Annotated in this window: 21 protein-coding genes and 2 pseudogenes; 12 read left to right on the top strand and 11 right to left on the bottom strand. The window is 69.6% G+C overall.

The features are described 5' to 3' along the window. Window positions 1-241: 241 nt before the first annotated feature. The 5 genes from egtD (at window position 242) to WME90_RS08295 (ending at window position 5,796) form a co-directional block, all read left to right on the top strand. The gene (gene egtD, locus WME90_RS08315; protein WP_437280542.1) at window positions 242-1,207 is read left to right on the top strand and encodes an L-histidine N(alpha)-methyltransferase; all 966 of its coding nucleotides are present in this window, start codon (window positions 242-244) and stop codon (window positions 1,205-1,207) included. Then, a complete protein-coding gene (locus tag WME90_RS08310; RefSeq protein ID WP_437280541.1) occupies window positions 1,204-2,493 on the top strand; it encodes an SUMF1/EgtB/PvdO family nonheme iron enzyme in 1,290 nt (429 codons plus the stop codon). Before egtD ends, WME90_RS08310 begins: the two co-directional genes overlap by 4 nt. After that, window positions 2,490-3,275: an ATP-binding cassette domain-containing protein gene (locus WME90_RS08305; protein ID WP_437280540.1), complete on the top strand. Its 786-nt coding sequence runs from the start codon at window positions 2,490-2,492 to the stop codon at window positions 3,273-3,275. Before WME90_RS08310 ends, WME90_RS08305 begins: the two co-directional genes overlap by 4 nt. Continuing rightward, window positions 3,272-4,792, top strand: a complete 1,521-nt coding sequence (locus WME90_RS08300; RefSeq protein WP_437280539.1) for a glycine betaine ABC transporter substrate-binding protein — start codon at window positions 3,272-3,274, stop codon at window positions 4,790-4,792. The genes WME90_RS08305 and WME90_RS08300 overlap by 4 nt, the downstream gene beginning before the upstream one ends. Window positions 4,793-5,238: 446 nt before the next feature. Next, window positions 5,239-5,796, top strand: coding sequence for a dihydrofolate reductase family protein (locus WME90_RS08295; protein ID WP_437280538.1), 558 nt, complete (start codon window positions 5,239-5,241; stop codon window positions 5,794-5,796). Window positions 5,797-6,171: 375 nt separating this feature from the next. Here WME90_RS08295 and WME90_RS08290 read toward each other — a convergent pair whose 3' ends face one another. From WME90_RS08290 to WME90_RS08275, 4 genes are all read right to left on the bottom strand, one after another. Next, window positions 6,172-6,972 (bottom strand): hypothetical protein, encoded by an 801-nt coding sequence (locus WME90_RS08290; protein ID WP_437280537.1) that lies wholly within the window; start codon window positions 6,970-6,972, stop codon window positions 6,172-6,174. Window positions 6,973-7,195: 223 nt separating this feature from the next. After that, window positions 7,196-7,348 (bottom strand): hypothetical protein, encoded by a 153-nt coding sequence (locus tag WME90_RS08285; RefSeq protein ID WP_437280536.1) that lies wholly within the window; start codon window positions 7,346-7,348, stop codon window positions 7,196-7,198. Window positions 7,349-7,409: 61 nt separating this feature from the next. Next, a complete protein-coding gene (locus tag WME90_RS08280; protein ID WP_437280535.1) occupies window positions 7,410-7,961 on the bottom strand; it encodes a DUF1993 domain-containing protein in 552 nt (183 codons plus the stop codon). Window positions 7,962-8,131: 170 nt separating this feature from the next. Then, complete coding sequence (locus WME90_RS08275; RefSeq protein WP_437280534.1) at window positions 8,132-9,067, bottom strand: LysR family transcriptional regulator; 936 nt, start codon at window positions 9,065-9,067, stop codon at window positions 8,132-8,134. Window positions 9,068-9,261: 194 nt separating this feature from the next. Here WME90_RS08275 and WME90_RS08270 point away from each other — a divergent pair, with 194 nt between their 5' ends. Beyond that, window positions 9,262-10,026 carry an SDR family oxidoreductase gene (locus WME90_RS08270; RefSeq protein ID WP_437280533.1) on the top strand — a complete coding sequence of 255 codons (765 nt, stop codon included), beginning with the start codon at window positions 9,262-9,264 and terminating at the stop codon, window positions 10,024-10,026. A gap of 310 nt (window positions 10,027-10,336) precedes the next feature. Here the strand turns inward: WME90_RS08270 and WME90_RS08265 are convergent, their stop codons facing one another. The 5 genes from WME90_RS08265 to WME90_RS08245 all read right to left on the bottom strand — a co-directional run bounded on the left by WME90_RS08265 (window position 10,337) and on the right by WME90_RS08245 (window position 15,045). Next, the gene (locus tag WME90_RS08265) at window positions 10,337-11,587 is read right to left on the bottom strand and encodes an FAD-dependent monooxygenase (RefSeq protein WP_437283578.1); all 1,251 of its coding nucleotides are present in this window, start codon (window positions 11,585-11,587) and stop codon (window positions 10,337-10,339) included. Between the two features lie 128 nt (window positions 11,588-11,715). Further along, window positions 11,716-11,997 carry a hypothetical protein gene (locus tag WME90_RS08260; RefSeq protein ID WP_437277946.1) on the bottom strand — a complete coding sequence of 94 codons (282 nt, stop codon included), beginning with the start codon at window positions 11,995-11,997 and terminating at the stop codon, window positions 11,716-11,718. Window positions 11,998-12,011: 14 nt separating this feature from the next. After that, window positions 12,012-12,848 (bottom strand): ExeA family protein, encoded by an 837-nt coding sequence (locus WME90_RS08255; RefSeq protein WP_437277945.1) that lies wholly within the window; start codon window positions 12,846-12,848, stop codon window positions 12,012-12,014. 2 nt (window positions 12,849-12,850) lie between these two features. Beyond that, on the bottom strand, window positions 12,851-14,290 hold the full coding sequence (locus WME90_RS08250) for an IS481 family transposase (protein ID WP_437277944.1): 1,440 nt from the start codon (window positions 14,288-14,290) through the stop codon (window positions 12,851-12,853). Window positions 14,291-14,463: 173 nt separating this feature from the next. Next, window positions 14,464-15,045 carry a hypothetical protein gene (locus WME90_RS08245; RefSeq protein ID WP_437277943.1) on the bottom strand — a complete coding sequence of 194 codons (582 nt, stop codon included), beginning with the start codon at window positions 15,043-15,045 and terminating at the stop codon, window positions 14,464-14,466. A 565-nt stretch (window positions 15,046-15,610) separates the two neighbouring features. Here WME90_RS08245 and WME90_RS08240 point away from each other — a divergent pair. After that, window positions 15,611-16,429 (top strand): hypothetical protein, encoded by an 819-nt coding sequence (locus tag WME90_RS08240; protein ID WP_437280532.1) that lies wholly within the window; start codon window positions 15,611-15,613, stop codon window positions 16,427-16,429. Window positions 16,430-16,477: 48 nt separating this feature from the next. On the opposite strand, the pseudogene WME90_RS08235 reads toward WME90_RS08240, so the two are convergent. Beyond that, window positions 16,478-16,924, bottom strand: a pseudogene (locus WME90_RS08235) (ATP-dependent Clp protease proteolytic subunit); the annotation flags it as partial. On the opposite strand from WME90_RS08235, the gene WME90_RS08230 reads away from it, so the two are divergent. Then, window positions 16,874-17,446 (top strand): hypothetical protein, encoded by a 573-nt coding sequence (locus WME90_RS08230; RefSeq protein ID WP_437280531.1) that lies wholly within the window; start codon window positions 16,874-16,876, stop codon window positions 17,444-17,446. The pseudogene WME90_RS08235 and the gene WME90_RS08230 overlap by 51 nt on opposite strands. Before the next feature lie 563 nt (window positions 17,447-18,009). Next, complete coding sequence (locus WME90_RS08225; RefSeq protein WP_437280530.1) at window positions 18,010-20,436, top strand: aldo/keto reductase; 2,427 nt, start codon at window positions 18,010-18,012, stop codon at window positions 20,434-20,436. 190 nt (window positions 20,437-20,626) lie between these two features. Here the strand turns inward: WME90_RS08225 and WME90_RS08220 are convergent, their stop codons facing one another. Next, window positions 20,627-21,676 carry a formylglycine-generating enzyme family protein gene (locus WME90_RS08220; RefSeq protein WP_437280529.1) on the bottom strand — a complete coding sequence of 350 codons (1,050 nt, stop codon included), beginning with the start codon at window positions 21,674-21,676 and terminating at the stop codon, window positions 20,627-20,629. 257 nt (window positions 21,677-21,933) lie between these two features. Between WME90_RS08220 and ilvA the strand changes: the two are divergent. From ilvA to WME90_RS08205, 3 genes and pseudogenes are all read left to right on the top strand, one after another. Then, window positions 21,934-23,451 (top strand): annotated as a pseudogene (gene ilvA / locus WME90_RS08215) (threonine ammonia-lyase, biosynthetic); the annotation flags it as partial. A 180-nt stretch (window positions 23,452-23,631) separates the two neighbouring features. Next, on the top strand, window positions 23,632-23,910 hold the full coding sequence (locus WME90_RS08210; RefSeq protein ID WP_437280528.1) for a hypothetical protein: 279 nt from the start codon (window positions 23,632-23,634) through the stop codon (window positions 23,908-23,910). Window positions 23,911-24,250: 340 nt separating this feature from the next. Then, complete coding sequence (locus WME90_RS08205) at window positions 24,251-24,400, top strand: hypothetical protein (protein ID WP_437280527.1); 150 nt, start codon at window positions 24,251-24,253, stop codon at window positions 24,398-24,400. Window positions 24,401-24,658: the final 258 nt, after the last annotated feature.

The raw sequence follows: 24,658 nt of genomic DNA, 5'->3' as shown, positions 1-24,658 counted from the left end.
CACGCCTGAAACGCCTAAGATTATCGCGACGTAGCACCAAGCGGAAGGCATCCTTCCGTATCGCTGTACCCTGCTGGCTCTACGTGCCCTGCCCCCGTTTTCTGCACACCCCTTGAGTACGCCCGCGCTGCACGGGTTTCAGCGAGCATCGTCCACGGCGGCACGCCGGGGATCCATGCTTGACGTCCGCCGCTCTCCTCCCAATGGACGCGTTGCCGAGCGCTCCCTCAAGGAGGTCCTGTTGAGCTCCACATTCGCGGAGGACGCATACCCTTCACCCGATGAGCGCGCTCGGTTGCGCGAGAGCCTCACACGATCGCTGCCCGAGATCCCGCCCGTCTACTTCTACGACGATCTCGGGAGCGAGCTGTTCGAGCAGATCACCCACCTCGGGGTCTACTACCCGACGCGCACGGAGATCGGCATCCTCGAGCAGCGCGCCGGAGACATCCTGCGCGCCGTCCGGCCGCGGCGCCTCGTCGAGCTGGGCAGCGGCGCGGGCCGCAAGATCCGCATCCTGCTCGACGCCTGGCGGTGGGTGGGCGGCGGCGAGACGTGCACGATGCTGGACGTGAACGGGCTCTTCCTGGAGACGTCGATCAGCCGCCTCCGCACCGACTACCCGGAGTACACGTTCCGCGGCGTGATCGGTGATTTCACCACCGACCTGCCGCGGCTCGGCCGGGGCGGGGGGCGCCTCGTGGTCTTCCTCGCGGGCACCATCGGCAACCTCTACCCCGACGAGCGGCGCGCCTTCTTCCGCGAGGTCGCGCGCGCCATGGAGCCGTCGGACGCGCTCCTCGTCGGCGCCGATCTGGTCAAGGACACGGCCCGGCTGGAGGCCGCGTACGACGATCCGGAGGGCGTGACGGCGGCCTTCAACCGCAACGCGCTCCGCGTGATCAACCGGCGCTTCGGGGCGAATTTCGCGCCCGACGCGTTCGCGCACCGCGCCTTCTACGACGCGGCGCGGGCGTGGATCGAGATGCGCCTCGTGGCCACGCGGCGGATGCGCGTGCAGATCCCGGCGCTCGATCTGCGGCTCGATCTCGAGCGCGGCGCCGAGATCCGCACCGAGGTGAGCTGCAAGTTCACGCGCGACTCGCTCCAGGCCTCGGCCCGGGCCGGAGGGCTCGTGGTGTCTTCGTGGCACACAGATCCCGACCAGCTCTTCGCGCTGGCCCTGCTCCGGCGGAACCACGCGTGACGGAGGCCTCGTTCGAGGCGCTCCTCGCCGCCGCGTGGCGCCGCAGCGACGATCTGTTCGCGCTCGTCCCCGAGGCGTCGATGGGGCGTCGGCCCATCGCGCTGCGACACCCCTTCTCGTTCTACCTGGGGCACCTGCCGGCCTTCGCGTGGAACCAGATCGGCCGAGGCGTCCTCGGGCTCGGGCCCATGCGGAGCGATTTCGACGTGCTGTTCGAGCGCGGGATCGATCCGGCCGACGAGGACGGCGCCCGCGCCGCGTCGAGGGACGCGTGGCCGGCGATCGCCGAGGTGATCGCGTACCGCGACGAGGTCCGCCGCGCCGTGCGGGCGCGCATCCCCGACGTGCTGGCGCGCGCCGAGGACGTGCTCGGCGCGCGGGGGCGGATCCTCCAGCTCGTGATCGAGCACGAGCGGATGCACCACGAGACCCTGATGTACATGCTCCAGGAGCACGGCGCCGCGCGGCGCCCCGACGGCGCGCCCGCGTTCGTGGGCGGCGGGGGGCGCGCCGCCGAGCCCCGGCACGTCCCGGCGGGCCGCGTGGTGATCGGCGCGGACTTCGAGGCGATCCCGTTCGGCTGGGACAACGAGTTCGGGCGCGCGGAGATCGATGTCCCGGGCTTCACCATCGACTCGTTGCCGGTGCGGAACGGCGATTACCTGGCCTTCCTCGAGGCGATGGAGGACGGCGCGCGGGCCGCGCTCACGCCCCGCACGTTCGTGCGCCGCGGAGGCGGGCTGGGGGTGAAGACGATCTTCGGGCCGGTCTCCTTCGAGGTCGCGTCGGGCTGGCCGGCGCAGGTCTCGGGCGAGCAGGCGCGCGCCTATGCAGTCTGGCGCGGCGGGCGCCTGGCGACCGAGGCCGAGCTGCGCCGCGCCGCGTTCGGCGAGCCGAGCGGCGGTGTGCGCGCGCGTCCGTGGGGGCACGCGCCGGGCGAGCCGCGTCATGGCCAATTCGGCTTTCGCGGATGGTCGCCGGTGCCGACGGGCAGCCACCCGGACGGCGCCAGCGCGTTCGGCGTCGAGGAGCTGGTGGGCAATGGCTGGGAGTGGACGTCCACGCCCTTCGCGCCCCTGCCCGGCTTCGTCGCGTACGCCCGCACGTACCCGGGGTACTCGGCGGATTTCTTCGACGGGGAGCACGACATCGTCTTCGGCGCCTCGTGGGCGACCGACGAGGGGTTCCTCCGGCCGAGCTTCCGCAACTGGTATCGCCGGGACTATCCCTATGTCTTTTCGAGCTTCCGGGTCGTACGCGAGGAGCCACGCTCTCGGCGGGGATGATCGAGCTCGATCAGGTGACCAAGCGCTACGATGGAATCGCCGCTGTCGACAGCGTCTCCCTGCGGGTCGAGCCGGGCGAGCTGGTGGTCCTGCTGGGCGGGTCGGGATCGGGGAAGACCACGACGCTGAAGATGACGAACCGGCTCATCGAGCCGAGCTCGGGTCGCATCCGCGTCGAGGGCGAGGACGTGACCACCGTGCCGCCGCACGCGCTCCGGCGCCGCATCGGCTACGTGTTCCAGCGGCTCGGGCTCTTCCCGCACCTGACGGTCGCCGAGAACGTGGGCATCACGCCGGCGCTCCTCGGCTGGGACGCGAGGCGCATCCGTGGTCGGGTGAACACGCTGCTGGAGCTGGTCGAGCTGGATCCAGCCGAGGTCCGCGATCGGCGGCCCGACGCGCTCTCCGGCGGCCAGGCGCAGCGCGTGGCCGTGGCGCGGGCGCTGGCGGCCGAGCCGGGCGTGCTGCTGCTCGACGAGCCGTTCGGCGCGCTCGATCCGATCACGCGCGAGCGCCTCCAGCGATCGTTCGCGCGGGTGCGCCGGAGCCTGGGGTTCTCGGCGATCTTCGTCACGCACGACGTCGTCGAGGCGCTGCTCCTCGGCGATCGCGTGGGCGTCATGCGCCGCGGGCGCCTCCTGCAGCTCGCGCCCGGCCGCGAGCTGGTGCGCGCGCCGGTCGACGACTACGTGGCCGATCTGGTGCGTGGCCCGCTCGAGCAGGCGCGCGCCGTCGAGTCGCTGATCGCGGGCGCGCCCGCGGCTGGAGGCGACGCTTCGTGAAGGAGCAGCTCGCCCTCCTCCCGCGCTACCTCGCCGCCCACCTCGGGCTCACGCTGGTCGCCCTGGCGCTGGGCGTGGCCGTGAGCGTCCCGCTGGGCGTGCTTGTCACGCGATCGCGCCGCCTGGAGGGGCCGGTGCTGGGCGTGGCGAGCGTCGTCCAGACCATCCCGAGCCTGGCGCTCCTGGCCTTCATGGTGCCCGTGCTCGCGGCCCTGGGCGCGCGCAGCATCGGTTACCTGCCGGCGCTGATCGGCCTCTTCCTCTACAGCCTCTTGCCGGTCCTCAGGAACACGGCGGCCGGCCTCTCGGGCCTCGATCCGGCGGTGATCGAGGCCGCGCGCGGCGTGGGGATGACGCCCCGCGAGCAGCTCCGCCGCGTCGAGCTGCCGCTGGCGCTCCCGGTGATCGTGGCCGGCGTGCGCACGGCGGCGGTGCTGACGGTGGGCACCGCCACGCTCGCCACGCCGGTCGGGGCGCCGAGCCTCGGCGACTACATCTTCAGCGGGCTGCAGACGCGCAACTACACGGCCGTGCTGATCGGCTGTGTGGCCTCGGCCGGGCTCGCGCTGGTGCTGGACGGCCTGGTGCGTGGCCTGCTCGCCGGCGTCACGCGCCACAGCCGGCGCCTCGTGCTGCTGTGTCTCGGCGGCTTCGCCGGGCTCGCGGTCTTCGCGGCCACCCCGGTCGTGCGCGCCCTCCTCGCGCGCGATCAGGTGTCCATCACCGTCGGCGCCAAGACCTTCACCGAGCAGTACATCCTCGCCGGCATCGTCGCCGGGAGGATCGAGCGCGCCGCCGGCGTGCCGGCGCGGACGCTGGGATCGCTCGGATCGACGGTGGTGTTCGACGCGCTGAAGAGCGGCGGGATCGACGTCTACGTCGACTACTCGGGCACCCTCTGGGCGAACGTCCTGAGACGGAGCACGGAGAGCGCGGACCGCGCGTCGGTGCTGGCCACGGTGGAGAGGGAGCTGCTCGATCGGTACAACGTCCACGTGGCCGCCGCGCTCGGGTTCGAGAACACCTACGCGCTCGCCATGCGGCGGGCCGAGGCCGAGCGGCTGGGGATCCGGCGCATCAGCGATCTCGGGGCGCGCGCGCGATCGCTGCGGGTGGGGGGCGACTACGAGATCTTCCAGCGGCCAGAGTGGCGCGCCGTCGAGCGCGTGTACGGCCTCGCGTTCCGCGAGGCGCGGAGCATGGATCCGTCGCTGCTCTACGAGGCGCTGCGGGCGGAGCAGGTGGACGTGATCACCGCCTTCTCGACCGACGGGCGGATCAGCGTCGACGATCTGGTGCTGCTGGAGGACGATCGCCGGGCCATCCCGCCGTACGACGCGCTCGTGCTGGTGAGCGATCGGCTCGCGCGCACCCGCCCGGAGGTGCTGGAGGCGCTGCGCGGGCTGTCGGGGACGATCGACGCGCAGAAGATGCGCCAGATGAACGCGGCCGTGGACGAGAAGGAGGGCTCGCCGGCCGCGGTGGCCGCCCGTTTCCTCGATGAACTGCGGCGCTGAATTCTTCTGCGCTGGGCCCCCCGCGGGCCGGCCGTCGGGGCTCGCACGTTTGGCGCGGCGCGATCGGCCTTGACGTGGAACGCGCGTTCCAAGGCCGTCGGCCCATGTCGAAGGGTATCGACGTCGTGGGTTGGCGCGGATGGCCAAGCAGACGGAGCTCGGGGCGGATAGGACGAGCAAACGCGTTCCACAAGGTCAAGATTCTCGGAGCCGAGCCGCAGCAGGACGGCCTGGTGCGGCGCTCGCTCAAGCGCGCCTTCGCTGACGGGACTGTCGCGGTGGAGAATCCCTGCAGCTGCACATCTTGCCAGAACGTCAGATTGGGCCTGTGCTTTGCGACTGCACGGACTCGAGCGTCTTGCGAGATGGCAAAGCCGAGAGCCTCGCGGTGCGCATTGCACTACCGGAGCATTGACCGATGCCTCGTTCCGAAGGAGACTCGCCGCGTGGGACTGCTGATCTTCGCCATGAACGTCACCCTGGACGGCTGCGTCGACCACCAGGAGGGGCTCGTCGACGACGAGACGCACGCCTTCTTCACCCGCCTCATGGACGAGAGCGGCGCGATGCTGTGGGGCCGCGTCACCTACGAGATGATGGAGAGCTACTGGCCGGCGGTCGCCCGCGGCGACGAGGAGGCGCCCCCGGCGATACGCGAGTGGGCGGTCAAGCTGGAGACCAAGCCGAAGTACGTGGTGTCGTCCACGCGCAGGGACTTCCCGTGGACCAACAGCCACCACATCGCCGGCGATCTGCGCATGGGCGTGCAGAAGCTCAAGGACGCGACCCCGGCCGGCGTGCTCCTCGGCAGCGGCAAGCTCGCGACCGAGCTGGATCGGCTGGATCTCATCGACGAGTACGAGTTCCTCGTCCACCCCATGCTCGCCGGCCACGGCCCGACCCTGTACCAGAGCGGGCTGCCCGCCACGCGGCGGCTCGAGCTGGTCTCGGCCAAGCCGCTCCGCTGCGGCGCGGTGGCGATGCACTACCGGCGCGCGCGCTGACTCAGAGGAGCCCTTCACCGCGGGCGACGCGGCGGAAGAGGGCGCCGCGTTGGGTCACACCGGAGCCGCCCTCGGCGGCGAAGCAGGCGGAAACCACGAAAATCGCTGCTGTTTCCAGCGACCACTCGCTATCGACCGGTGTTCCGCCGCTCGCGTGGACGCCGCTGCCGGAGCCTTGCCGCTCGCCAGCGCCCGCGGGCTCTGCTGAGATCGCCCGCGCGCAGTGGCTGCATGCCGATAAGCAGTCACCGGTCGGACTGCTGATCAGAGGCGTACTGCGCAGGCTTGAGCGGCCCAGCCCCGCAGGGCCCGGACTCCCTCGGTCGATCGCGCACGCGCCGGCCCCACCGGCGCGTGCGTTGCCCATGCCCGCTCTCAGACGCGGGCTGCAGAGGCGGCGTCCTGCTGCAAGCGGGCGATCAGCGTCACCAGCACATCGAACGACATCACGGCATTCGAGTGCATGGTGTGGAACACCCAGCCATCCACATCCAGAATCTGCGACCGCTCTGCCCAGAGGTTGGATGCGACGTCGGCAATGCGTTCGATCGCGATGGTCTTCCCCTCGATCGTGAGGTGGCCGCGGGTGAGCTCGATCCTCTGCATCGGATGGTCCATGTTGCGGGAGGCGAACAGGGTTTTGGACAACGCCACGCTGTCGGGCAGAGCCCGGAAGCCGACCGAGCGACCGGCCCGAAGCTCGCGGTAGAGCCGCTCCCCGCGCTGCTCTACATGGCGCATCCGCAACATCTGGCTCAGCTCGGCATAGCGCGAGGTGCGTGCTCCAATGAAGACCCACGGCGCCTGAGGTGTCGCTCGGTAGCCGATACCGCCGAAGTAAAACGTGTAGAGATCCTCGATGTCGGCGTAGAAGTCGGTCCGGGTGCCTCTGCGCTCCCGAGCCTGAATCGCGTTCTGGTGCAGCACGAACACGGGCTGCGAGCCCACGACCCACCACGTGCCAAGCGCGATCACGACGCCCAGCGCGATCGCCCCGTAGCCAGCGCGATACAGCACCGACACATCCCCCTCGAACCGCACCGAGCTGCCCGGCCCTGGTACCAGGGACAGCACCAGGGCGCCCGCACCGGCGAGCAGCGCTGCCAGAAACCATCCGGTAAAAAGAAGCGAACGACTCTTGCCGTAGGTGCCGATCACATCGCCTGGATTGTGCATGCTTCCATCCCTAGGTGTCGACGGTATCACCGTTGCCCCAGTCGCTCCCGAACACGGCGCGCGTGCCACTAGGGCTGGGCACGGTGTGCGGCTCGGCCCCTTCGAGGTGCCCTCCGCAATATCCCATGTCACGAGGAGCCCGATGGCGGCATTGCCGCCGGGACTGGGATCGTGGACAGCCCCGCTCCCTGTGCAGGGCAGGTGTCGTGACCGTTCACCATGCTCAGCGACGCGTGGCCGTACGGCTCCAGGCGCCGCCCGAGCAGAAGTCAAACGTCGTCACGACGTCCTTCGTCCCGGCGCCGACGTGGTAGCGGATGAGGTCCTTGCCGTCAACGTGGAACAGGACATCGGGATCAGATGTGTGCGAGTACACGCCACGCAGTTGGCCGGGGGACGCCGCCTCGTGCGTCCGCCGGAGAGGCGACCGTTGAGGGTTACTGCCGTCCGCGTCCCTCGGCAGGCGGGGTGCCGCGCAGCGCGTAGCCGATGTGGGCCATGTAGTCGGCTTTGCCGATCTGGACACCCTGGTTGCGCAGGATGTCGTAGGCCGTGACCAGGTGGAAATAGAAGTTGGGGAACGCAAAGTCGCGCAGGAACTGCTCGCCTGTGAACTCGACCGACAGGTCGCTCGCCAGCGGAAAGGCGATCGCGCGCGTCTCCGCCCCTCGGTAGCGGTCGGCCGCGACGGACTCGACGTAGGCGATGGTGCGCTCGATCCGGGCCTTGAAGCCGGCGAGGTCGGCGTCGGCGTCGGCCTCGGCCACCGCCGGCGGCTCCTCGCCCACGAGCCGCGCGACGCCGAAGCGGGCCTGGTCGCAGACGAAGCGCACCTGCATCGAGAGCGGCAGCATATCGGGGGCGAGCCGGATCTGGGCGAGCGCAGCACCGTCGTGGCCCTGCGCCGCTGCCTTGTCGAACAGGGCGGAGAGGTTGCGCAGGAAGGGTACGAAGGTCCCGGTCGTCAGGCTGTGCAGGGCGATGGTCATGGGCGTCTCCTTGGGTCTCGGTCGGTCGGCGGCCTCTCGGCCGCGCTCGCGTCGGCGTGCACGCAGGTCGTGAAGCCGAAGCCCGGCGGCGCCCAGAGTACCCTGTCCGGGAGCCCCCGGGGAGTTGCCCCGCCCCCTCCCCTAGGCGCGCTCCCGTCAGCCTTCCGGGTTCATTTCGGCTTCGCGGAGGAGCCCATCTTCCCTCCCACGCCTTCATCCCAGTACGGCGGCTTCCCGAAGGCGGTGACGAGATGGTCGGCGAGCGCGCGGAGCTTGGCCGAGGGGCGCCGCCCCTCCGTGTGCGCGATGAAGATGAACTCGGGCTCGGGCTGGGCGCCGACGTCGATGACGCGCAGCTCACCTGCCCTGAGCGCCGCGCCCACGATGAACATCGGCAGAAGAGCGACGCCGAGGCCGGCGACGGCGGCGTCCCGCATCATGTCGCCGTTGTTGACGCGGAGGCCGACGCGCGCCCTCACGAGCACGGCGCCGTCCGGCCCCGGGAAGCGCCAGTCGGCGATACCGCGGTTCGTGTAGAAGATGCCCCGATGCTTCTCCAGCTCGGCGATGGACGCCGGCACGCCGTGGCGCGCCAGGTAATCCGGCGAAGCGACGAGGACGCGCTGGCTCGGCGCAAGGCGCCAGACCACGAGGCGCGAGTCGACGATGGGCCCGTGCCGCACCACCGCGTCGTGGCCGGCGGCGGCAGCGTCCACGCGGCGGTCATCCAGATCGAGCGTCAGCTCGATCCTCGGGTGCTGCAAAAGGAAGGGGTAGAGCGCCGGGCCGAGGTGCATGCGCCCGAAGGTCACCGGCGCCGACAGCCGGAGGGGGCCCGCCAGGGTGCCGCGCCGCGCGGCGAGATCGGCGGTCGCGTCCTCGACCTCGCGGACGATTCGGACCGCCCGCTCCAGGAACGCCGCCCCATCTTCCGTGAGCGACAGCTTGCGCGTGGTGCGGTGGATGAGGCTCGCGCCCACGCTCTTCTCGAGCTCGGCCAGGCGCTCGCTGACGACGGACTTCGACAGGCGCAGGCGCCGCGCCGCCTCGCTGAGCGATCGCGCCTCGGCGACGGCCACGAACGTCGCGATGCCCTCGAGCTTCATCGTTCGGCGTTTCCGAAATCCAGTTCCACCGACGGGAGCCTACTGCGAACGCGCGCCGCGCTCTACCCTCTCGCCTGTCAGAGGGGCTGACGCGCTGGCTGGTGGCGGCGCCCTCTCCCCTCTTTCGAGCAGCAACGCTGACCGTCTGTCACTCGGCCCCTGGGACGCCGCGCGCCGGACAGGAGAGAAGGATCATGGGACGTTTGCAAGACAAGGTGGCTATCATCACGGGCGCAAGCGCTGGTATCGGCGAGGCCACCGCCAAGCTCTTCGCCGCCGAGGGGGCGAAGGTCATCCTCGGGGCGCGGCGCGAGAGCGAGCTCGCACGCCTGGTGAACGAGATCGAGAAGAGCGGCGGGCGCGCCGCCGCGCTGGCCGGCGACGTGCGCTCGGAAGACTACGCCAAGGCCCTCGTGGCGCGGGCGATAGAGAAGTTCGGCAAGCTCGATATCGCCTTCAACAACGCGGGCGCCCTGGGCGAGGGTGGCCCCAGCACCGGGGTCTCCGAGGCCGGCTTTCGCGACACCCTCGCCGTGAACCTCACCGGCGCGTTCCTCGGCGCCAAGCACCAGATCCCCGCGATGCTGAAGCACGGCGGAGGGTCGGTCATCTTCACCTCGACCTTCGTCGGCTACACCGTCGCGTTCCCGGGCACCGCCGCGTACGCCGCGAGCAAGTCCGGCCTGATCGGCTTGACGCAGGCCCTCGCCGCCGAGTTCGGGCCGCAAGGCGTGCGGGTCAACGCGATCCTACCGGGCGCCGTCGACACCGCGATGTACCACGAGGCGAACAGCACGAAGGAGTCGCAGGCGTTCATCACGAGCCTCCACGCCCTCAAGCGCGTCGCGACCCCGGAGGAGGTGGCCCGCTCCGTGCTCTACTTCGCCTCGGACGACGCCTCCTTCGTCACCGGGACGGCCGCGCTGGTCGACGGCGGTCTCTCCATCACGCGCACCTGACCCGAGGAGGAGAGGGGGAGTCGAGGCGAGGAGGCGAGGAAGGGAGTCGGGGCGAGCCCCGCCGGGCCGACGTGAAGAGAGGCGGCCGCGCGGGCTCCTGCGCGCTTGCGGACACAAGCTCGCGACGTGCACCACCGAGGGCTTCGTCACGGTGCTCTGGTACTACAGCCGCACGTCGGTGAGCGCCGAACGAGCTGGACTCCACCAGTGCGCGGACGAGCCAAGCGTCACGATCGCCCGCCCGCTCATCGAAATCCGCGAAGATTCCGCGACGTGCGGCTGTAGTACTAGGAAGATCGCAAGCCCCTGACTACCGCCGCTTCGGATGGGCATCGCCGGCGCCGCCATCGTAGCTCTTGAAATCGAACGGCAGCGTCAGCGCTCCGAAGTCCGGCATGCTGCCGACGGGGGCGGTCTGCCCCTCGTCGGTCGGTTCGTCAGGCTTTGCGTTCTGGTCCAGCGCGATGTCCTGATTGCGGATCACGTAGGCGCGCAGGGCGTCCTCGTACGCGGCGATGCCACCCACCAGATCATCCTCGTGCATGGCGAGCTCATTGGCCAGAACGTAAGCGCTGACCATCGCGACCGAGGTGGCCTGCCCCGTACCCAGAGAGACGGCGTAGCCAGCATCGCCGACCAGCACGATCCGCCCGCGTGACAAGCTGCTCATGCGGACCTGGCTCAGCGAGTAGAAATGGAAGTCGGTCGCGCGCAGCATGTGCTCCACGATCTGCGGAATGACCCAGACTGCGCCTGCGACGCGGTCGGCGAGCAATCGCTTCTGCGCGTCGATGTCGCGGAAGTCGTGGTCGATCCCCTTCGGCGCGTTGAAGCCGAGATACGTCCTCGCGTGAACATCCTTCCGCAGGCCCATGACCAGCGCGCCGACGGAGTCCGGCTGCCGGTACATGACCTGCCAGCGCTCGAGAGCGAGGAAGTTCGGCATGCCGAACGTCGCGACGTACAGGTCGCCGAAGGCGCGGATGAACTGCTCATCGGGGCCGAAGGCGATCCGCCGCACCCCCGAACCCAATCCGTCGGCGCCGACCACCAGCTCGAAGCGGCGAGGCGCAGCCTTGACGAACGTGACGTCGACGCCCGACTCGTCCTGGGTCAGCGACGTGATGGAATCGGCGAAGAGGTACTCGACCCGGGGGCCCACGGCTTCGTGAAGCACGTGACACAGGTCGTCGCGCAAGATCTCGACGTCGGGGCTGTCGAGCCGGCCGCCCGTCAAGGTGCTCTCCGTGCTCCGAAAGATCTCCTGACCGGCCGAGTCGACCACAGAGATGCCCGTCAGCCTCGTGCTTCGATCGCGAAGCGTGGTGAGGATGCCCATCCGCTCCGCGACCTCCAGGGCCGGCCCCCGAACGTCGAGCGCGTGCCCGCCCGGGCGTAGATGCGGCGCACGCTCGACCACCGTGACCGCGAAGCCGTGGCGGGCGAGCCAATAGGCGACGGTGAGACCGGAGACGCTGGCGCCGGAGACCAGCACCCGTGAGCGTGCTCGCGAAGTCTGAGGGGGTGCGGAGCACGAAGTTTGAGGGACGCGCGGCGTCATGGCCGTCACGGCCTTGGGCATGGCCGGGCCGCGACGCCAGGACGGACACGAGCACGAAGTTTGAGGGGCTTTGAGCGCGAAGATCGAGGGACGCGCGGCGTTATGAGCCGAGCGCGGGCGGGGGCGTCTCAAAACGGGATGTCGTCGCCGGGCCGCTCGTCGCCGAGCGCCCGCGAGTGATCCGCGGGGAGGAAGGCGCGGTAGCCGTCGAGCGCGGCGTGGAGCTCGCGGACGGCCTCGAAGATGCGGCGGGCCGCGCGCAGGCCCGGAGTGCGGGGCGCGGGCTCCTCGGGGGGCGCGAGTAGATCGGGGTGCTGCGCGAGCAGGACCTGGATGAGGAAAAGCAACGTGGCGTCGAGCAGCGCGAGGGGCTCGGGGATCGGCAGCGTGACGTTGGCGGTGCGTGGCATGGGCGCCTCCTGGTTCACCGTTTGCGGTTCGCGGACTTGGGCTTCGGGGCCGCGCCGAAGATCTCGAGAAAGAGCTTCTCGTCGAGCCGCGGCAGCTCGCGCTCGGCGGCGGCGGCGAGAAGCTCGTCGGCGAGGTTCATGAGCACGCGGTAGTTTCCGGCGGAGTGGTCGGCGAGCGTGGCCTTGAGCTCCGCGGTCATCAAGGAGGGGTTGCCGGCGGCGGCGAGCACGTGGTCGAGACACGCGAGCAGCTCGTCGCGAGAGGCGTAGTCGAGGACGAGCCGGCGGCGGATGCGCGAGCCGAGCGGCAAGAGCTCGGCAGTGCGGAGACGCTGGGGGAGGCGGGAGTCGCCGGCGAAGACCACGCAGAGCAGTTGCCTCGAATCGAAGTCCTTGCTGGAGAGGATGCGCAGCTCGTTGAGCACGGGCGTGCTCGCCTCCTGCGCCTCATCGAGGATCAGCACGGGTCGCCGAAGTGTCGTGGCGAAGTGCTCGGCCCAGCGCGAGCGAAGCGCCTTGAAGCCTGCCCAGCGGTTGCTGGACGAGAGCGGGACCCCGAAGAGATCACCGAGCTCGCGGTAGAAGTCGCCGGCCCTGCTCTGAGGATGCTCGATGGTGCCGACCACCACGTCGGTCAGGGCGCCGAGCCGCGCAGCGAGCAGGCGTAACGCGATGCTCTTGCCTGTTCCGGGATCGCCGGTGAGCATGGCGAAGCCGCCGTGGGCCAAACCGAGCTCGACGCGACGAAGGAAGGCGTCGACGGGCGGCGAGACGTAGAGGGCCTCCGCGGGCACATCGGCGCGGAAGGGAATGTACTTCAAACTGTAGAGAGACAGGAGTCGACTCATCATGGTCAATCGTCCTCCGTGTTCTTGGGCAGGTAGGCGGGCGGCAGGCCCGTGGCCGCGTACTCGGCCATCAGCTGGCGCAGGAGCGGCGCGATTCCGGGGGGCTTCCTCGACGGAGCCAGCGGCGCGGTGATCTCGGTGAGCGCGCGACGCGCCCGGTCCGCGTTCCGCTCCTTGTCGAGCGGAAAGAGCGTTGCAAGGTGCTCGCCCGAGCGCGGGTCGACGAGCTCTGCGCTGGAGAGATCCCAGCGCGCGACACGAATCCGGGGACGTTCGAGCACTCGGTAGGCCGAGGGGACCTCGAAGCGCACGCCCTCGATCGTGACCGTCCCGTCGCTCCGACGCTGGTGGCGCGAGATCTCCATGCGGAAGGCCCGGCGCAGCGCATCGGAGTCGGGGCTCGGGCGGCTCACGTCGGGGCCTTCGAGGTAGCGATCGAGCGGAGTCTTTTTGAGCTCGCTGTGGACGGTGCGGTGATACTCCTGCTCGACCCACGCCTGGGTCGCGGTGTTGAGCAAGTCGAGCGTGAGGTTCGGTTCGCCCTCGAGCATCGGCATGAGCCGCCCCTCGACGAGCGTCCAGAAGTGCTCTTGCTTGCCGTTCTGATGCGGGCTGTTCGGCAGCGTGAGATATTGCGCGATGCCGAGCCGCTCGAGCCCCTCCCGCATCTCGGCGGCCTTCATGGCACCTCCACGATCGCTGTAGGCGCCGCGCGGCAGCCCCCGCTTCTGGATCCCCTGGCTGAAGCCGTGCACGAGGTTCTCGGTGTTCTCGCAGTCGAGGTACCACTGCGCGTGGCAGCACACCCGCGAGCAGTCGTCGAGCAGGCCGAAGAGATAGGGTGTCTTCAGCTCCCCGCTGGCCGTGACGACCTTTCGCTTGCCCTCGTGGAAGTCGTAGTGCCAGAGCGCGTTGACATAGGCCAGCTCGTACGAGCGCGTCTCGCGCGGCACGAGCTCCGATTCGACCGCCCTGCCTTGGCGCCTCCTCTGGATGCGATACATGCCGTGGGCCTTCATGAAGCGGCGCACTGTGGTGTAGCTGGGCACCGGGTCGAGCGCGGGGGTTGTCTTTGCGAGCGCGACGAGGTTGTCGTGGTGGAGCTGCCAGGTCCAGCGCGGGTGATCGCGGTACTGACTCTCGATCGCGGACGCGACCGCTGTCGTGATTCTCGGCTGCGAGCCGGCGTGCTTCGGGACCTTGCGCGCGAGCACGCTGACCGGGTCATCCGCGCTGCGTGCCGCGTAGTACATGCGCTCGATGGTCTTGGGCGAGAGCCGGATCACCGAGCCCTTGGTCGGGTGTCGCCAGGACTTCGCGGCGAGCTCGGCGATCCGACTCGCGAGCTCGCCGGGCTCCGGCGGAGAGGCGAGCAGGTGGCTGATGATGGAGAAGCGCATCCGCGCCCAGCGCAGGCGCATGGGCGCCTGGTCGTCGTGGCTCATCGATTCCTCCTCCGGATCGAAAGGCGCAGACGGGCCCTTGGCGGGCGCGCGCGCGTCCGGTGCTCGTGGCTCATGAGGTCTCCTGCGCGGTCGGCGAACGGACCTACCGGGCGGGGAAACCCTATCTCACCGCGGAATCCACGCCGAATGACATCTTCTGCGTGGCGCCGTGGTCATGCGATGTCCCTCAGAAAACGTGATCCATCGAGGACCGAGCCCGTCGTGAGCGGCGCGAGCAGGTGGAGCATCGTGCGCATCTGCTCGTCGGCCGTGCCGGGGAGCCGCTCGATGATTGACCTTGGGATCCCGCCGACATCGACGCCGACGAGACGGACGCGGATCGCGAGCAGGACCTCCTTCGCGAGGAAGGGGCCACGCAACCAGGTGAGCCATCGGCGCGTCGTCCTCCGCGGAACGCCGGTCGGCTGCGCGCTGGCGGCGCCGAGCGCCTGCGCGACAAGGCTCGCCACGATCACGACGACGCCGAGGTACACGCGCCGGCCGAGGAATCGAAGCGACGGGGGCGTCGCGCGCCGGCGGCACCCCTCGCGGCCGCAGCAGAAGCTGAAGCGGACGAGGAACGCCTCGCCCTCCGGCGCGATGAGCGCGCCTCGCGGCTTGCGGGGGTAGTTGCCCGCGTGCAGCAGGCCCCCGCACGCCGGGCACCGGCTCGCCCCCACCCGCCGTGCGATCGCCCGGTCCAGGGCCTCCAACGTCGCGAAGAACTCGCCCTTGAGCGTGAACTGGTCGAACATGGGCTCCTCCGTTTCTGGCAACTCGGAGGCGAGCCCCCTCGGAGGACTTCGACAAGTTTTCTGAGGGGGCTTCGTTTGTCGCCCCTCAAAGAACGCGCTCAGGATGGCGCCCGGGGGCCGCCATCTTCCTGGCGCTGCTCACCCGGGAGGCGGCCTCCCCGACGCTGGGTCCGCGCCGTGGCTGCCCGTTCCGATGGCCTGGGCTTCCTCCTGCTCGATGCCCGGCTCGGAGGCGGGCGGGCTCGGATCCGCGCCGTACCGGTGGGTGCCCTCCGTCCGCGGCGTGCTCCCTTCCGTGCTCCTCCTTGTCCTGGCAATCTCGCTCCCGGAGATCCACCGCGGCCACTCTTTGCCGGCAAGGTCTTGCCCGCCGGCAAGGAGTTGCTGACCTATCGGGCGCGTGCACACGATCCCGGTGGGGTGAACTGCGCCAGCGCCCCGAGAGGCCCCTGGCACGATCGCTGCGATGGCTGCCCCGCGTCGCATCGATGAAATCGCTCGCCGATCCTGCCGGAGAGCGGGCCCTGCAACGTTGGGTAAACACGCAGGAGCGCTGGAGATTCACATGAAGATCGTTCGTTTTGCCTTCCTCGCGTCCGTGATGGCCTCCGCCGTGGCTTGCGCCGCTTCGACCGACAGCTCGGGCTCCCTCGAGGAGAGCGTGGGCGTGGACGATGTGGACAGCGAGCGCGAGGTGGCCGAAGCGTCGTTCGCGCTCGGCGTGGCCACCAGGGTCGTCGGCGATACCGCCTGTCCCACCGGCTATAGCCTGGCCACGGCGGCCGAGGCGCTCGCGAATCAGGCGGCCGTCTGCAGCAAGCTGGGCACCTGGGACATCGCGCGGCTCTCGGGCGGAGGGTCGATGGATGGCCCCGGCTACGGCTGCGGGATCCGCAGCACCGATACCCGCAGCCTCGGCCACTCGGTCTGCAAGAAGGCCGTGCAGTCCACGAGGGGGATCGGCGACGGCGTTTGCCCGAGCGGCTACACGGTCGCAAACTCGATGGTGGCGCGGGCGAATCAGTCGTCCATCTGCAGCACGCTGGGCACGTGGGACATCGCGCGGCTCGCGGGCGGAGGGTCGATGGATGGCCCCGGCTACGGCTGCGGGATCCGCGACGTCGACAGCCGCTCTCTCGGGAACACGGTCTGCGTGCAGCTCGATTTCGTGAGGCCAGTCGGCGACAAGCCGTGCCCGGCGGGCTCGGCCCTCATCTCGCCGAAGGAGGCGCGGGCGCGGCAGGCGGAGCTGTGCGGCAAGCTCGGCACGTGGGACATCGCGCGTCTGGACGGCGGCGGCTCGATGGACGGCCCCGGCTATGGCTGCGGGATCCGCGACTCGGATACGCGGACCCTGGGCAACGCGCTGTGCGGCGCCCTCTGAAAGGATCTCCGTTGTCCCAGCCGTCGCCGGCGCGGCTCGGGCCCGGTCTCAGACCTCCAGCGCCCTCGCGATCACGCGATGCACGAGGCCGTACGCCTGGGCCTCGCGCGCCGTCATCCACAGGTTGCGCTCTGTCTCCTGCGCGATCTTCGCGGGCTCCTGCCCGGTCGCCTCGGCGAAGAGGCGGTTGAGCCGCTCGCGCGTGGCCATGATCTGGGTCGCCTCGATCTCGATGTCCGATGCGGGGCCGCGCATGCCGCCGAGCGGCTGGTGCGAGAGAAAGCGCGTGTTCGGGAGCGCGAACCGGTTCTCCCTCCTCGCGGCGGCGAAGATCAACGCGCCGGCGCTGGCGACCCATCCGGTGCCGATCATCTTGACCTCGGGTCGGATGAAGCGAATCACATCGTGAATCGTGTCACCCGACTCGACGTGCCCTCCCGGGGAGTGGCTCAAGATCCGGATCGGCTGCTCGCCCTCGCTCGCGAGGGCGAGGAGCTCTGCAGCATCGGCTATATCTGCGTATTCGAAGTCCTAAACCCCGCGGCGCCGACCCTCGTCACGAAGAGCAACGTCATCGGGAACGTCGCGGGGAGTCAGTCCTCGAGCTCCGTGTTCGGGCTCGAGGGCCAGATCCTCTACGTGCCCTCGTACGGCAAGCTCTACGTCGTGGATTTCCAGAACCCCACGGCGCCCACCACGCTCGCGACGCTGACGGTGCCTGGGAGCTCAGGGACGGTCCTCATCGATGTCGCCGCGAGCAGGGTCCATCTCGCGAAGCCGTGCCTGACGGGGCAGGCGTGCTTCTACGTGGTCGACGTGTCAACGCCCGCTTCACCGAGCATCGTCGGCAACGCCTCGCACACGATCCACTTCCTGAAGGATCTCTACCCGGTTCTGAGCTCGAGCGCGCCGATCGACACGCTGCGCGTCATCCGGCGCGAGGCGCAGCTGGGGCGGAGGGCGCCCCGCTCGGCCACACCGGAGCCACCCTCAGCGTCAAAACAGGCGGAAACATAAAATCGCTGCTGTTTCCGGCGGCCGCTCGCTATCGCTCGGTTTCTCTGGCGGATCCCCTGGGATCTCGGAGGGGCATGAGTTCCCATCGAGCTGCTCCGTGAATGATAACGAGGGTTGTCGGCATGTCCCCGGCCGGAGGCGACCAAGGCGCCGGGGACATTTCGACACACAGGCCGGCGTTCGGTTCCGTCGATTCCGAGAGATCGCCGGCGCGCGTCCAGGCGAGCGGCGCGCTCCGCCGCGCCACCCCGACGACGGCCTCGGAGGGTAGCCGCGGGGGGCGGAGCGTGCGTGGTGTGGCGCGCGGCGCCCCGGCCGCGGCTGCTTGACTGCGCGACCGAGGTTCGAAAGAATCTCAACAGGTATGTATTCAGCCCTCTTTCGGAACGTGCTCCTCGAACCGCCCGGGCCAGACCCGCACGCCGGGTGGTGTGGCAGGGGACGCGAGGGATCGCCTCGGGCCCCTGTGCCGATTCTGGGGTCCCTTCGATCGGCGGGTTTGGAGGATCAATATGGCTGACGATCGAGCTCTCGCGTCATTCTTAGACACTTCTCCTGCGCCCGTGGCCGAGCCAGAGCCGAGCGAGGCCCTGCGCGGCGCGCTCACGTTCGGCACCTACCGAGTCAGCGGCGAGACGGCCGCGCGCTTGGTGACGAGCGCGCTCGAAGCGGGGGTGCGCAGCGTCGACACGGCCCACCTGTACAAGAACGAGCCGGCCGTATTCGCTGCGGTGCGCGCCTTCGAAGCCGCGCATCCCGAGCTGCCGCAGATTCGTGTTTGTACGAAGATCTTCAAGCATCTGCTGTTCGATCAAACGTTGCGGGCGGTCGAAGGCTCTGTCGTGCGGCTCGGTCGCGCGCTCGATCTGGTGCTGCTGCATCGCCCGCTGCCCGCCGCGATGTGGCGCGCGCTCGATGCCGCGGTCGCGCGCGGATTGGTGAATGAAATCGGGGTTTCGAACTATTCCGCTGCGCGTTTGAAGGAGCTGCTGATGCTCTGCGACGGCGTGACAGGCGAGCCTTGCCGTCGCCCCGCGGTGAATCAAGTGGAGCTCCACCCCTTTGTCGGACCCGTGCAGCCACTCTTGGCGCTGTGCCGCGCGGAGGGGATCCGCGTGCAAGGACACACGGTGCTTGCGCGCGGGCAATTCCTCGAGTTTCCGCCGCTCGTGCGCCTCGCGCGGTCGCTCGGGGTTTCGACCGCGGTGGTCATGCTGCGTTGGGCACAACAGCTCGGTGCCGAAGTCGTGTTTCACACGACCCAGGCGCAACATCTGCGTGAGGTGATCGACGCGACGCGCGCCGCCGAGCCGGTGCTCAGCGCGCTTCAGCTGGCCGAGATCAGCGGCTACTATGGTTTCGAAACGCGGCGCTTCTTTCCGGAGGCGGCCACACCCTCGCTCGACGCCGAGCTCGGCGAGGTGACCGACACCGGGACCTACGTCGAACGGGTGGCTACGCGCCTGGCCGAAGATCGCCGTGCCCTCGAAGCCGGGCTGCCCGTGTCCGACCTGGCGCTGAACCTGCCCGCGAACTCCAATCGCCAGCTCTCAACGGACCCCGTGGCCAACCAGCTCGCGCTGCGTCTCTTCCCAGTCGAGGGCGACAAGACCGCGGTATCCAGCTATGGGCGTTTTCGCGATCTCGTGCGCAAGCTGCGTTCGCGCGCGCAAGCACAAAAAGAAGCACAACTCAAAAGCAGGACACCGAGCTGCTCGCTCAAGCCGGGTCACCCGGCACTTCGTCCGCTGCGTTTCGTCGACGGCGAGCCGGTGTCCATGGCCGTGGCCTATCCCGAAGCCATGCCGGTAGAGGTCGCGCCCGCGCACGAGCTCGCTCCCTTCTTCGACTTTCTGCGGGATCCGGAGCGCCTCGGCTCCTCGCCGCCGGATCTCGGCGAGGCACCGCTCATCTTCCAGCGCGGCGCTTACTACGCGGACGAACGCATGGACCTGTGCAAGCAGGTCGTGGGGCCCGCTCACATCGCCGCGCTGTGCGAAGCCGTGGAGCGACCGTTCAGCGCGGCGCACGCGCCGCGCTGGGGCCGGGTGCGGCACTTCCTGCTCGGAAATAACATCGCGTGCCAGGGCGCGGGCGATGAAGGGGCGCGTGCGTTCGCGCGTCTGATGTCCAATCCCGAGGTGACGATCGAGACCTGGTACCTCGCAGGCAATCGCATCGACGCGGAGGACATGAGCATCATTGCCCAAGCGCTCGAAGACAATCGCCATGCGCGCGCGTTGTGGTTGAAGCGCAATCCGCTCGGCGCGGGAGGCGCAGCGCATCTCGGCCGTTTGTTGGCCAAGAACAGCACCCTGTCGCTCCTCGACGTGCACAACACGGGTCTATTCGACGAGGGCATCGAAGCCTTGGCGGACGCCTTCGAAGCCGCAGGTGGCGTTCTGCATCTCCGCCACCTGTACGCTGCTGCCAATGCGTTCTCACCGCGCAGCATCGCCGCGCTGCGCCGTCTGTTCACCAGACAGCTGCCAGAACCGAGCTCGCTCGTGTCGCTGTCATTGTCGCTCAATCGCTTGGGCAACCCGGGCTGCGATGCGTTCGTCGACCTGCTCGAGACCGGTGCGCTCGCCCGCCTCGAACGCCTGGATCTCGGCTCGATCGGCCTCGATCGACCGGATTTGACGCGGCTCGTGGACGGACTCATCGCCCACTGTCCGAAGCTTCGCAGCCTGAACCTGGGCACGTACCTGAGCACGCGCGACCTGGGCGAAAAGACCAATCTGCTTCGGCCGGAGGTCAGCGCGCTCGTTCGCTTGCTTCGCGAGCACGCGGCGCTCGAGCTGCTCGACGTTTCGATCTGCGGCTTACCCCAGGCCTCCATCGACGAGCTCGTCGCTGCCTGCGGCGCTCACCAATCGCTCCACGGCGTTGGCGGCCATGCGCTTCATCATACGGAGCTCGAACGGCGCTTCTTGAAGCACCCCGAGCGCGTGCTGCACATCGACTCGATCTATCGGGGACGGGCGTAAACCTGGCGGCCGCGGCGGTGCGCGTCGCGGGATCCACGAGCCACGGGCGCCTCGTGCTACGATCCCCTCGTGACGAAGGAGGCGGCTCCACGTGCTTCGGAACTCGTGCCACGCCGGAGGCGTGCGGAGCTGCCGGCCGGGCGGTGCCAGGGCGCGGTGGTGTCGTACCCGTGACGGTAGAAGACGTCGCTCACGGATCCCGCGCGCACCGGACCCCGATGCCGGCTGCGCGGTTCGTCGGAACCCGATGGTCGCGGGTGGAGAGGAGCAGCGCCTCCGGGACGCTGCGCCAGCCGCCGCCGCGCATCACCCGCTCCGTCCCGCCCGTCGTGACGGAGCAGTCCACGCAGTCGGGCGTATAATCCGCGTGCCAGTCCAGCGCCCACTCCCACACGCCCCCCGCCAGATCCGCTTGCTTGAACAGCCCGTCTCCCTGCGGTGACCTCGATCCGACCGGAAGGACGTCCTCGATCACGCACCCCGCCGCATCGCTACCATTGCAGGCATACACGGCGTGGTCCGGATCGATGGCCACATCGTCCGGCGAGGCGGACCACGGATATGGACGCTGCTCGGCGCCGCCGGCCGCCGCGTAGCCCAGCTCCGCGTCTGTCGGCAGCCGGCCGCCGTCCCACGCGCAGAACGCAAACGCCAGGTGCCAGCTCACGCAGTTCATCGCCAGGCGCTCGTTCGCGCCGGGCTCATCCGTCCACACCCACGCCGTGCCCTCCGAATCGCAGAGCAGCCCTTCCAGGAGCTTCGCTCTGTCCGCCGGCAGATGTTCGTCCCACGTCGCGTACCACCCGCTGCCCGCGATCCTCGGGTGAGCGCCCGCGTCCACGGCTGGCCGGCTCCCGGGATACGCGTCCACGAACGCGCGGAACCGCCCCAGCGTGACCTCGAACCGATCCAGCAGGAAGTCGCTCACGGTGGCCGGGAAAGCCGGGTCGTTGCTCCGGTTGAACGTGCCGCCGGTCACCAGCTCGCTCGCGCAGCAGCTCTCGTCTTCCGCCGGCCCGCACGTCGCAGGCAGCCCGACGCAGCGACTGCCGGTTTCCACGCTGCCGCCACCACCACCACGGCCGCCGCCGCCGTCGGCGCCGCCGCCACCGCCACCGCTGCCGCTGCCGCCGTGCTCCTCTACTGGATGGTAGGGCTTGTCCAGCCCGACGACCGTCGTGCACCCGACGCCCGGCAGGCACAGCGCCACCCAGGACCACCGCGCAGATCGCTTCCTCATGCTCGTATCTCTGTTATCGAGGCGAGAGCCAGGAATCAATAGAGCGCTGCTGGATGGTCGGAGGAGGGGCATCCTCGTGTGACGCGCGCGGGCGCGGCTCGGCCGCAGGACGCGCGAGGTGGATCAAGGGCCGACATCCACGGCCTCGAGGTCGTAGCGCCCGAATGAGCAGAGCGCGCGGTCGCCGGAGAGATGCCCTGAGGGGTGTTCCACGAACGAGTTGACGATACGCGCCGAGGACCGTAGCTTTCGCCGCCCAAATGGCACCAAGCGGTTATCTCGAGCGAATCCTGCGCGCCCGCGTCTACGACGTGGCCCAGGAAAGCCCCCTGGAGGATGCGCCGCGGCTCTCCGCGCGCCTGGGCAACCGCGTGCTGATCAAGCGCGAGGACCCGCAGCCCGTCTTCTCCTTCAAGCTGCGCGGCGCTTACAACAAGATCTCCTCGCTGAGCGCGGCCGAGAAGGCGCGCGGCGTGATCGCCGCCTCGGCGGGCAACCACGCGCAGGGGGTGGCCCTCGCCGCCCAGCGGCTCGGCATCCGCGCCTGCATTGTGATGCCGACCACGACTCCCCGGATCAAGGTCGACGCCGTGCGCGCGCTCGGCGCGGAGATCGAGCTGATCGGGGATTCTTACGATGAAGCCTACGCCCATGCCAAGACGCTCGAAGCGAGCGAGGGGCTGACCTTCGTGCACCCGTACGACGACCCGGACGTGATCGCGGGTCAGGGCACCATCGCCCTGGAGATCATGCGCCAGCATCGCGGGTCGCTGGACGCCATCTTCGTGCCCGTGGGCGGCGGCGGGCTGATCGCCGGTATCGGCGCGTATATCAAGCATCTGTACCCCGAGATCAAGCTCATCGGCGTGGAGCCGGACGACGCCGCGTGTCTGCGCGCGGCGCTCGACGCGGGCGAGCGCGTACGGCTGAGTCAGGTCGGGCTGTTCGCCGACGGCGTGGCGGTCCGTCAGGTGGGCGAGGAGCCGTTTCGCATCGCCCAGCGGTGCGTGGATGACGTGATCGTGGTGGACACCGACGCCATCTGTGCCGCCATCAAGGATATCTTCGACGACACGCGCTCGATCGCCGAGCCGTCAGGCGCGCTGGCGGTCGCGGGCCTCAAAGCGTACGTCGAACGCGAGGGCCTGGGCGGAAAGACGCTGGTGGCGATCCTCAGCGGTGCGAACATGAACTTCGACCGCCTGCGGCACGTGGTCGAGCGGGCAGAGCTCGGCGAACAGCGCGAGGCGCTGTTCGCGGTCACCATTCCGGAGCGACCGGGCGCGTTCCGCGAGTTCTGCCAGCTTCTCGGGCGCGCGACCATCACGGAGTTCAATTATCGTTTTGGGCGTGTGGACGAGGCGCAGATCTTCGTCGGCGTGGGCCTGTCCCACGGGCGCAAGCAGCGCGACGAAATTCTGGAGCGCCTCCACGACGCCAGGCTGCCGGTCATCGACCTCAGCATGGACGAGATGGCCAAGTTGCACGTGCGCTACATGGTCGGCGGGCGCGCCCCGACAGCGAACGAGCGGCTCCTACGTTTCGAGTTCCCGGAGCGCCCCGGGGCGCTGATGCAGTTCCTCACGCACATCGGCGGGCGCTGGAACATCAGCCTGTTCCACTACCGCAACCACGGCGCCGCGTTCGGGCGAGTCCTCGCCGCCTTGCAGGTCCCGGAGCCGGAATACGACGAGTTCGACCGTTTTCTCACCGACCTCGGTTATCCATTCATCGAAGAGACGAAGAATGCGGCCTATCATCTCTTCTTGAGATGATGAAACACCAGCACTCGCCGGTGGGGATGTACGTCACGTCCGTCACCCAGACTTGGTTGGGCGCTTGGTGGGCGTGCTCAGGTGAGCGTCGACTCTTGCCCGCGCGGACTCCGAGCGCTTGACCCACGCGTGCGCGTGTCGGAGATCCTGTCGGACGCTCCGAGGGCATGTGGCGGCGCCATGGCGGAGCGGCGGGCCGGGGGCCGGCGGCCGCGACGCTCGCTGCCGCGGCGGCGGAGGCGCTCGCCGAGCCCCCGGCTCACGCTCGATATGTCGGCGCGCGAGAACGCAGAGCGCGAGCGCGCAGCGTTGCAGGAGGAGATCATCCGGGTGCAGCAGAGTCGGCTAGCGGAGCTGTCCACACCCCGCCGGTGCCACCGGCAGCCCGAGCAGCTGACCGAGCGCCTCGTGCACGACCCGGGCTGCCTCCTCATCGCCGAGGGCGACGGCACGGCTTAGGGTGCCGGCGAGCGACGCAACCACGGCGGCTCGAGGCGATGGATCGACCGTCGCGAGCTCTCCGGACCCGAGTCCCCTCGGTTGGGCCGGGGTTGGGTCCATGCCGTCCGAGGGTCTGCGATCGGTCGTCGCTCCCCCCCGAAATCCCGCAAGAAGTAACGAACCGCGACGGTTCGCCACCGCGGCGGAATCCTGGCGGGACGATTCCGCGGGGGCGAACCGTCGCGATCCGTCGCATCCCCGGGCAATTAGGGAGTGCGTGACGACGGATCGCAGCCGCTCGGAAGGCGTGGGCCCAACCCGGGCCCAAGCGTCAAGCCTCAGGCCTGGGGAGCTCGCCGTGACCGATCTGTCGCCTCGGGCGGCCGTGGTCGCCTCGCTCGCCAGCACCCTGAGCCGCGCCGTCGCCCTCGGGGACGAGGTGGCGGCCCGGGTCGTTCACGAGACGATCGGTCGGCTGCTCGGGCTGCCGGTGGCACCGGAGGGGTGAGCAAGCTTGGGCCGAACGTCGAGCTCGCCGCTCGCGTCGACTCGCTGCCGGAGCCTTGCCGCTCGCCAGTGCCCGCAGGCTCTACTGGGATCGCCCGCGCGCTGCGGTTGCGCGGTTGCGTGCCGAAGCGCCCCGGAGGCAGCACCGTTCTGCGCCGCAAGGCGCCCGGTGACGCCGTATAGCGTCTCGCGACACGCCTCCCGGGCCAGACCAACGCCCGGACGGACACGTCTGCCCACGGCACGCCGATGCGCCCCG

It is taken from the genome of Sorangium sp. So ce375, from assembly GCF_051473855.1.
Lineage (GTDB): Bacteria > Myxococcota_A > Polyangia > Polyangiales > Polyangiaceae > Sorangium.
The sequence above is the reverse complement of the archived record's forward strand: the minus strand, read 5'-3'. Positions and strand labels throughout refer to the sequence as shown.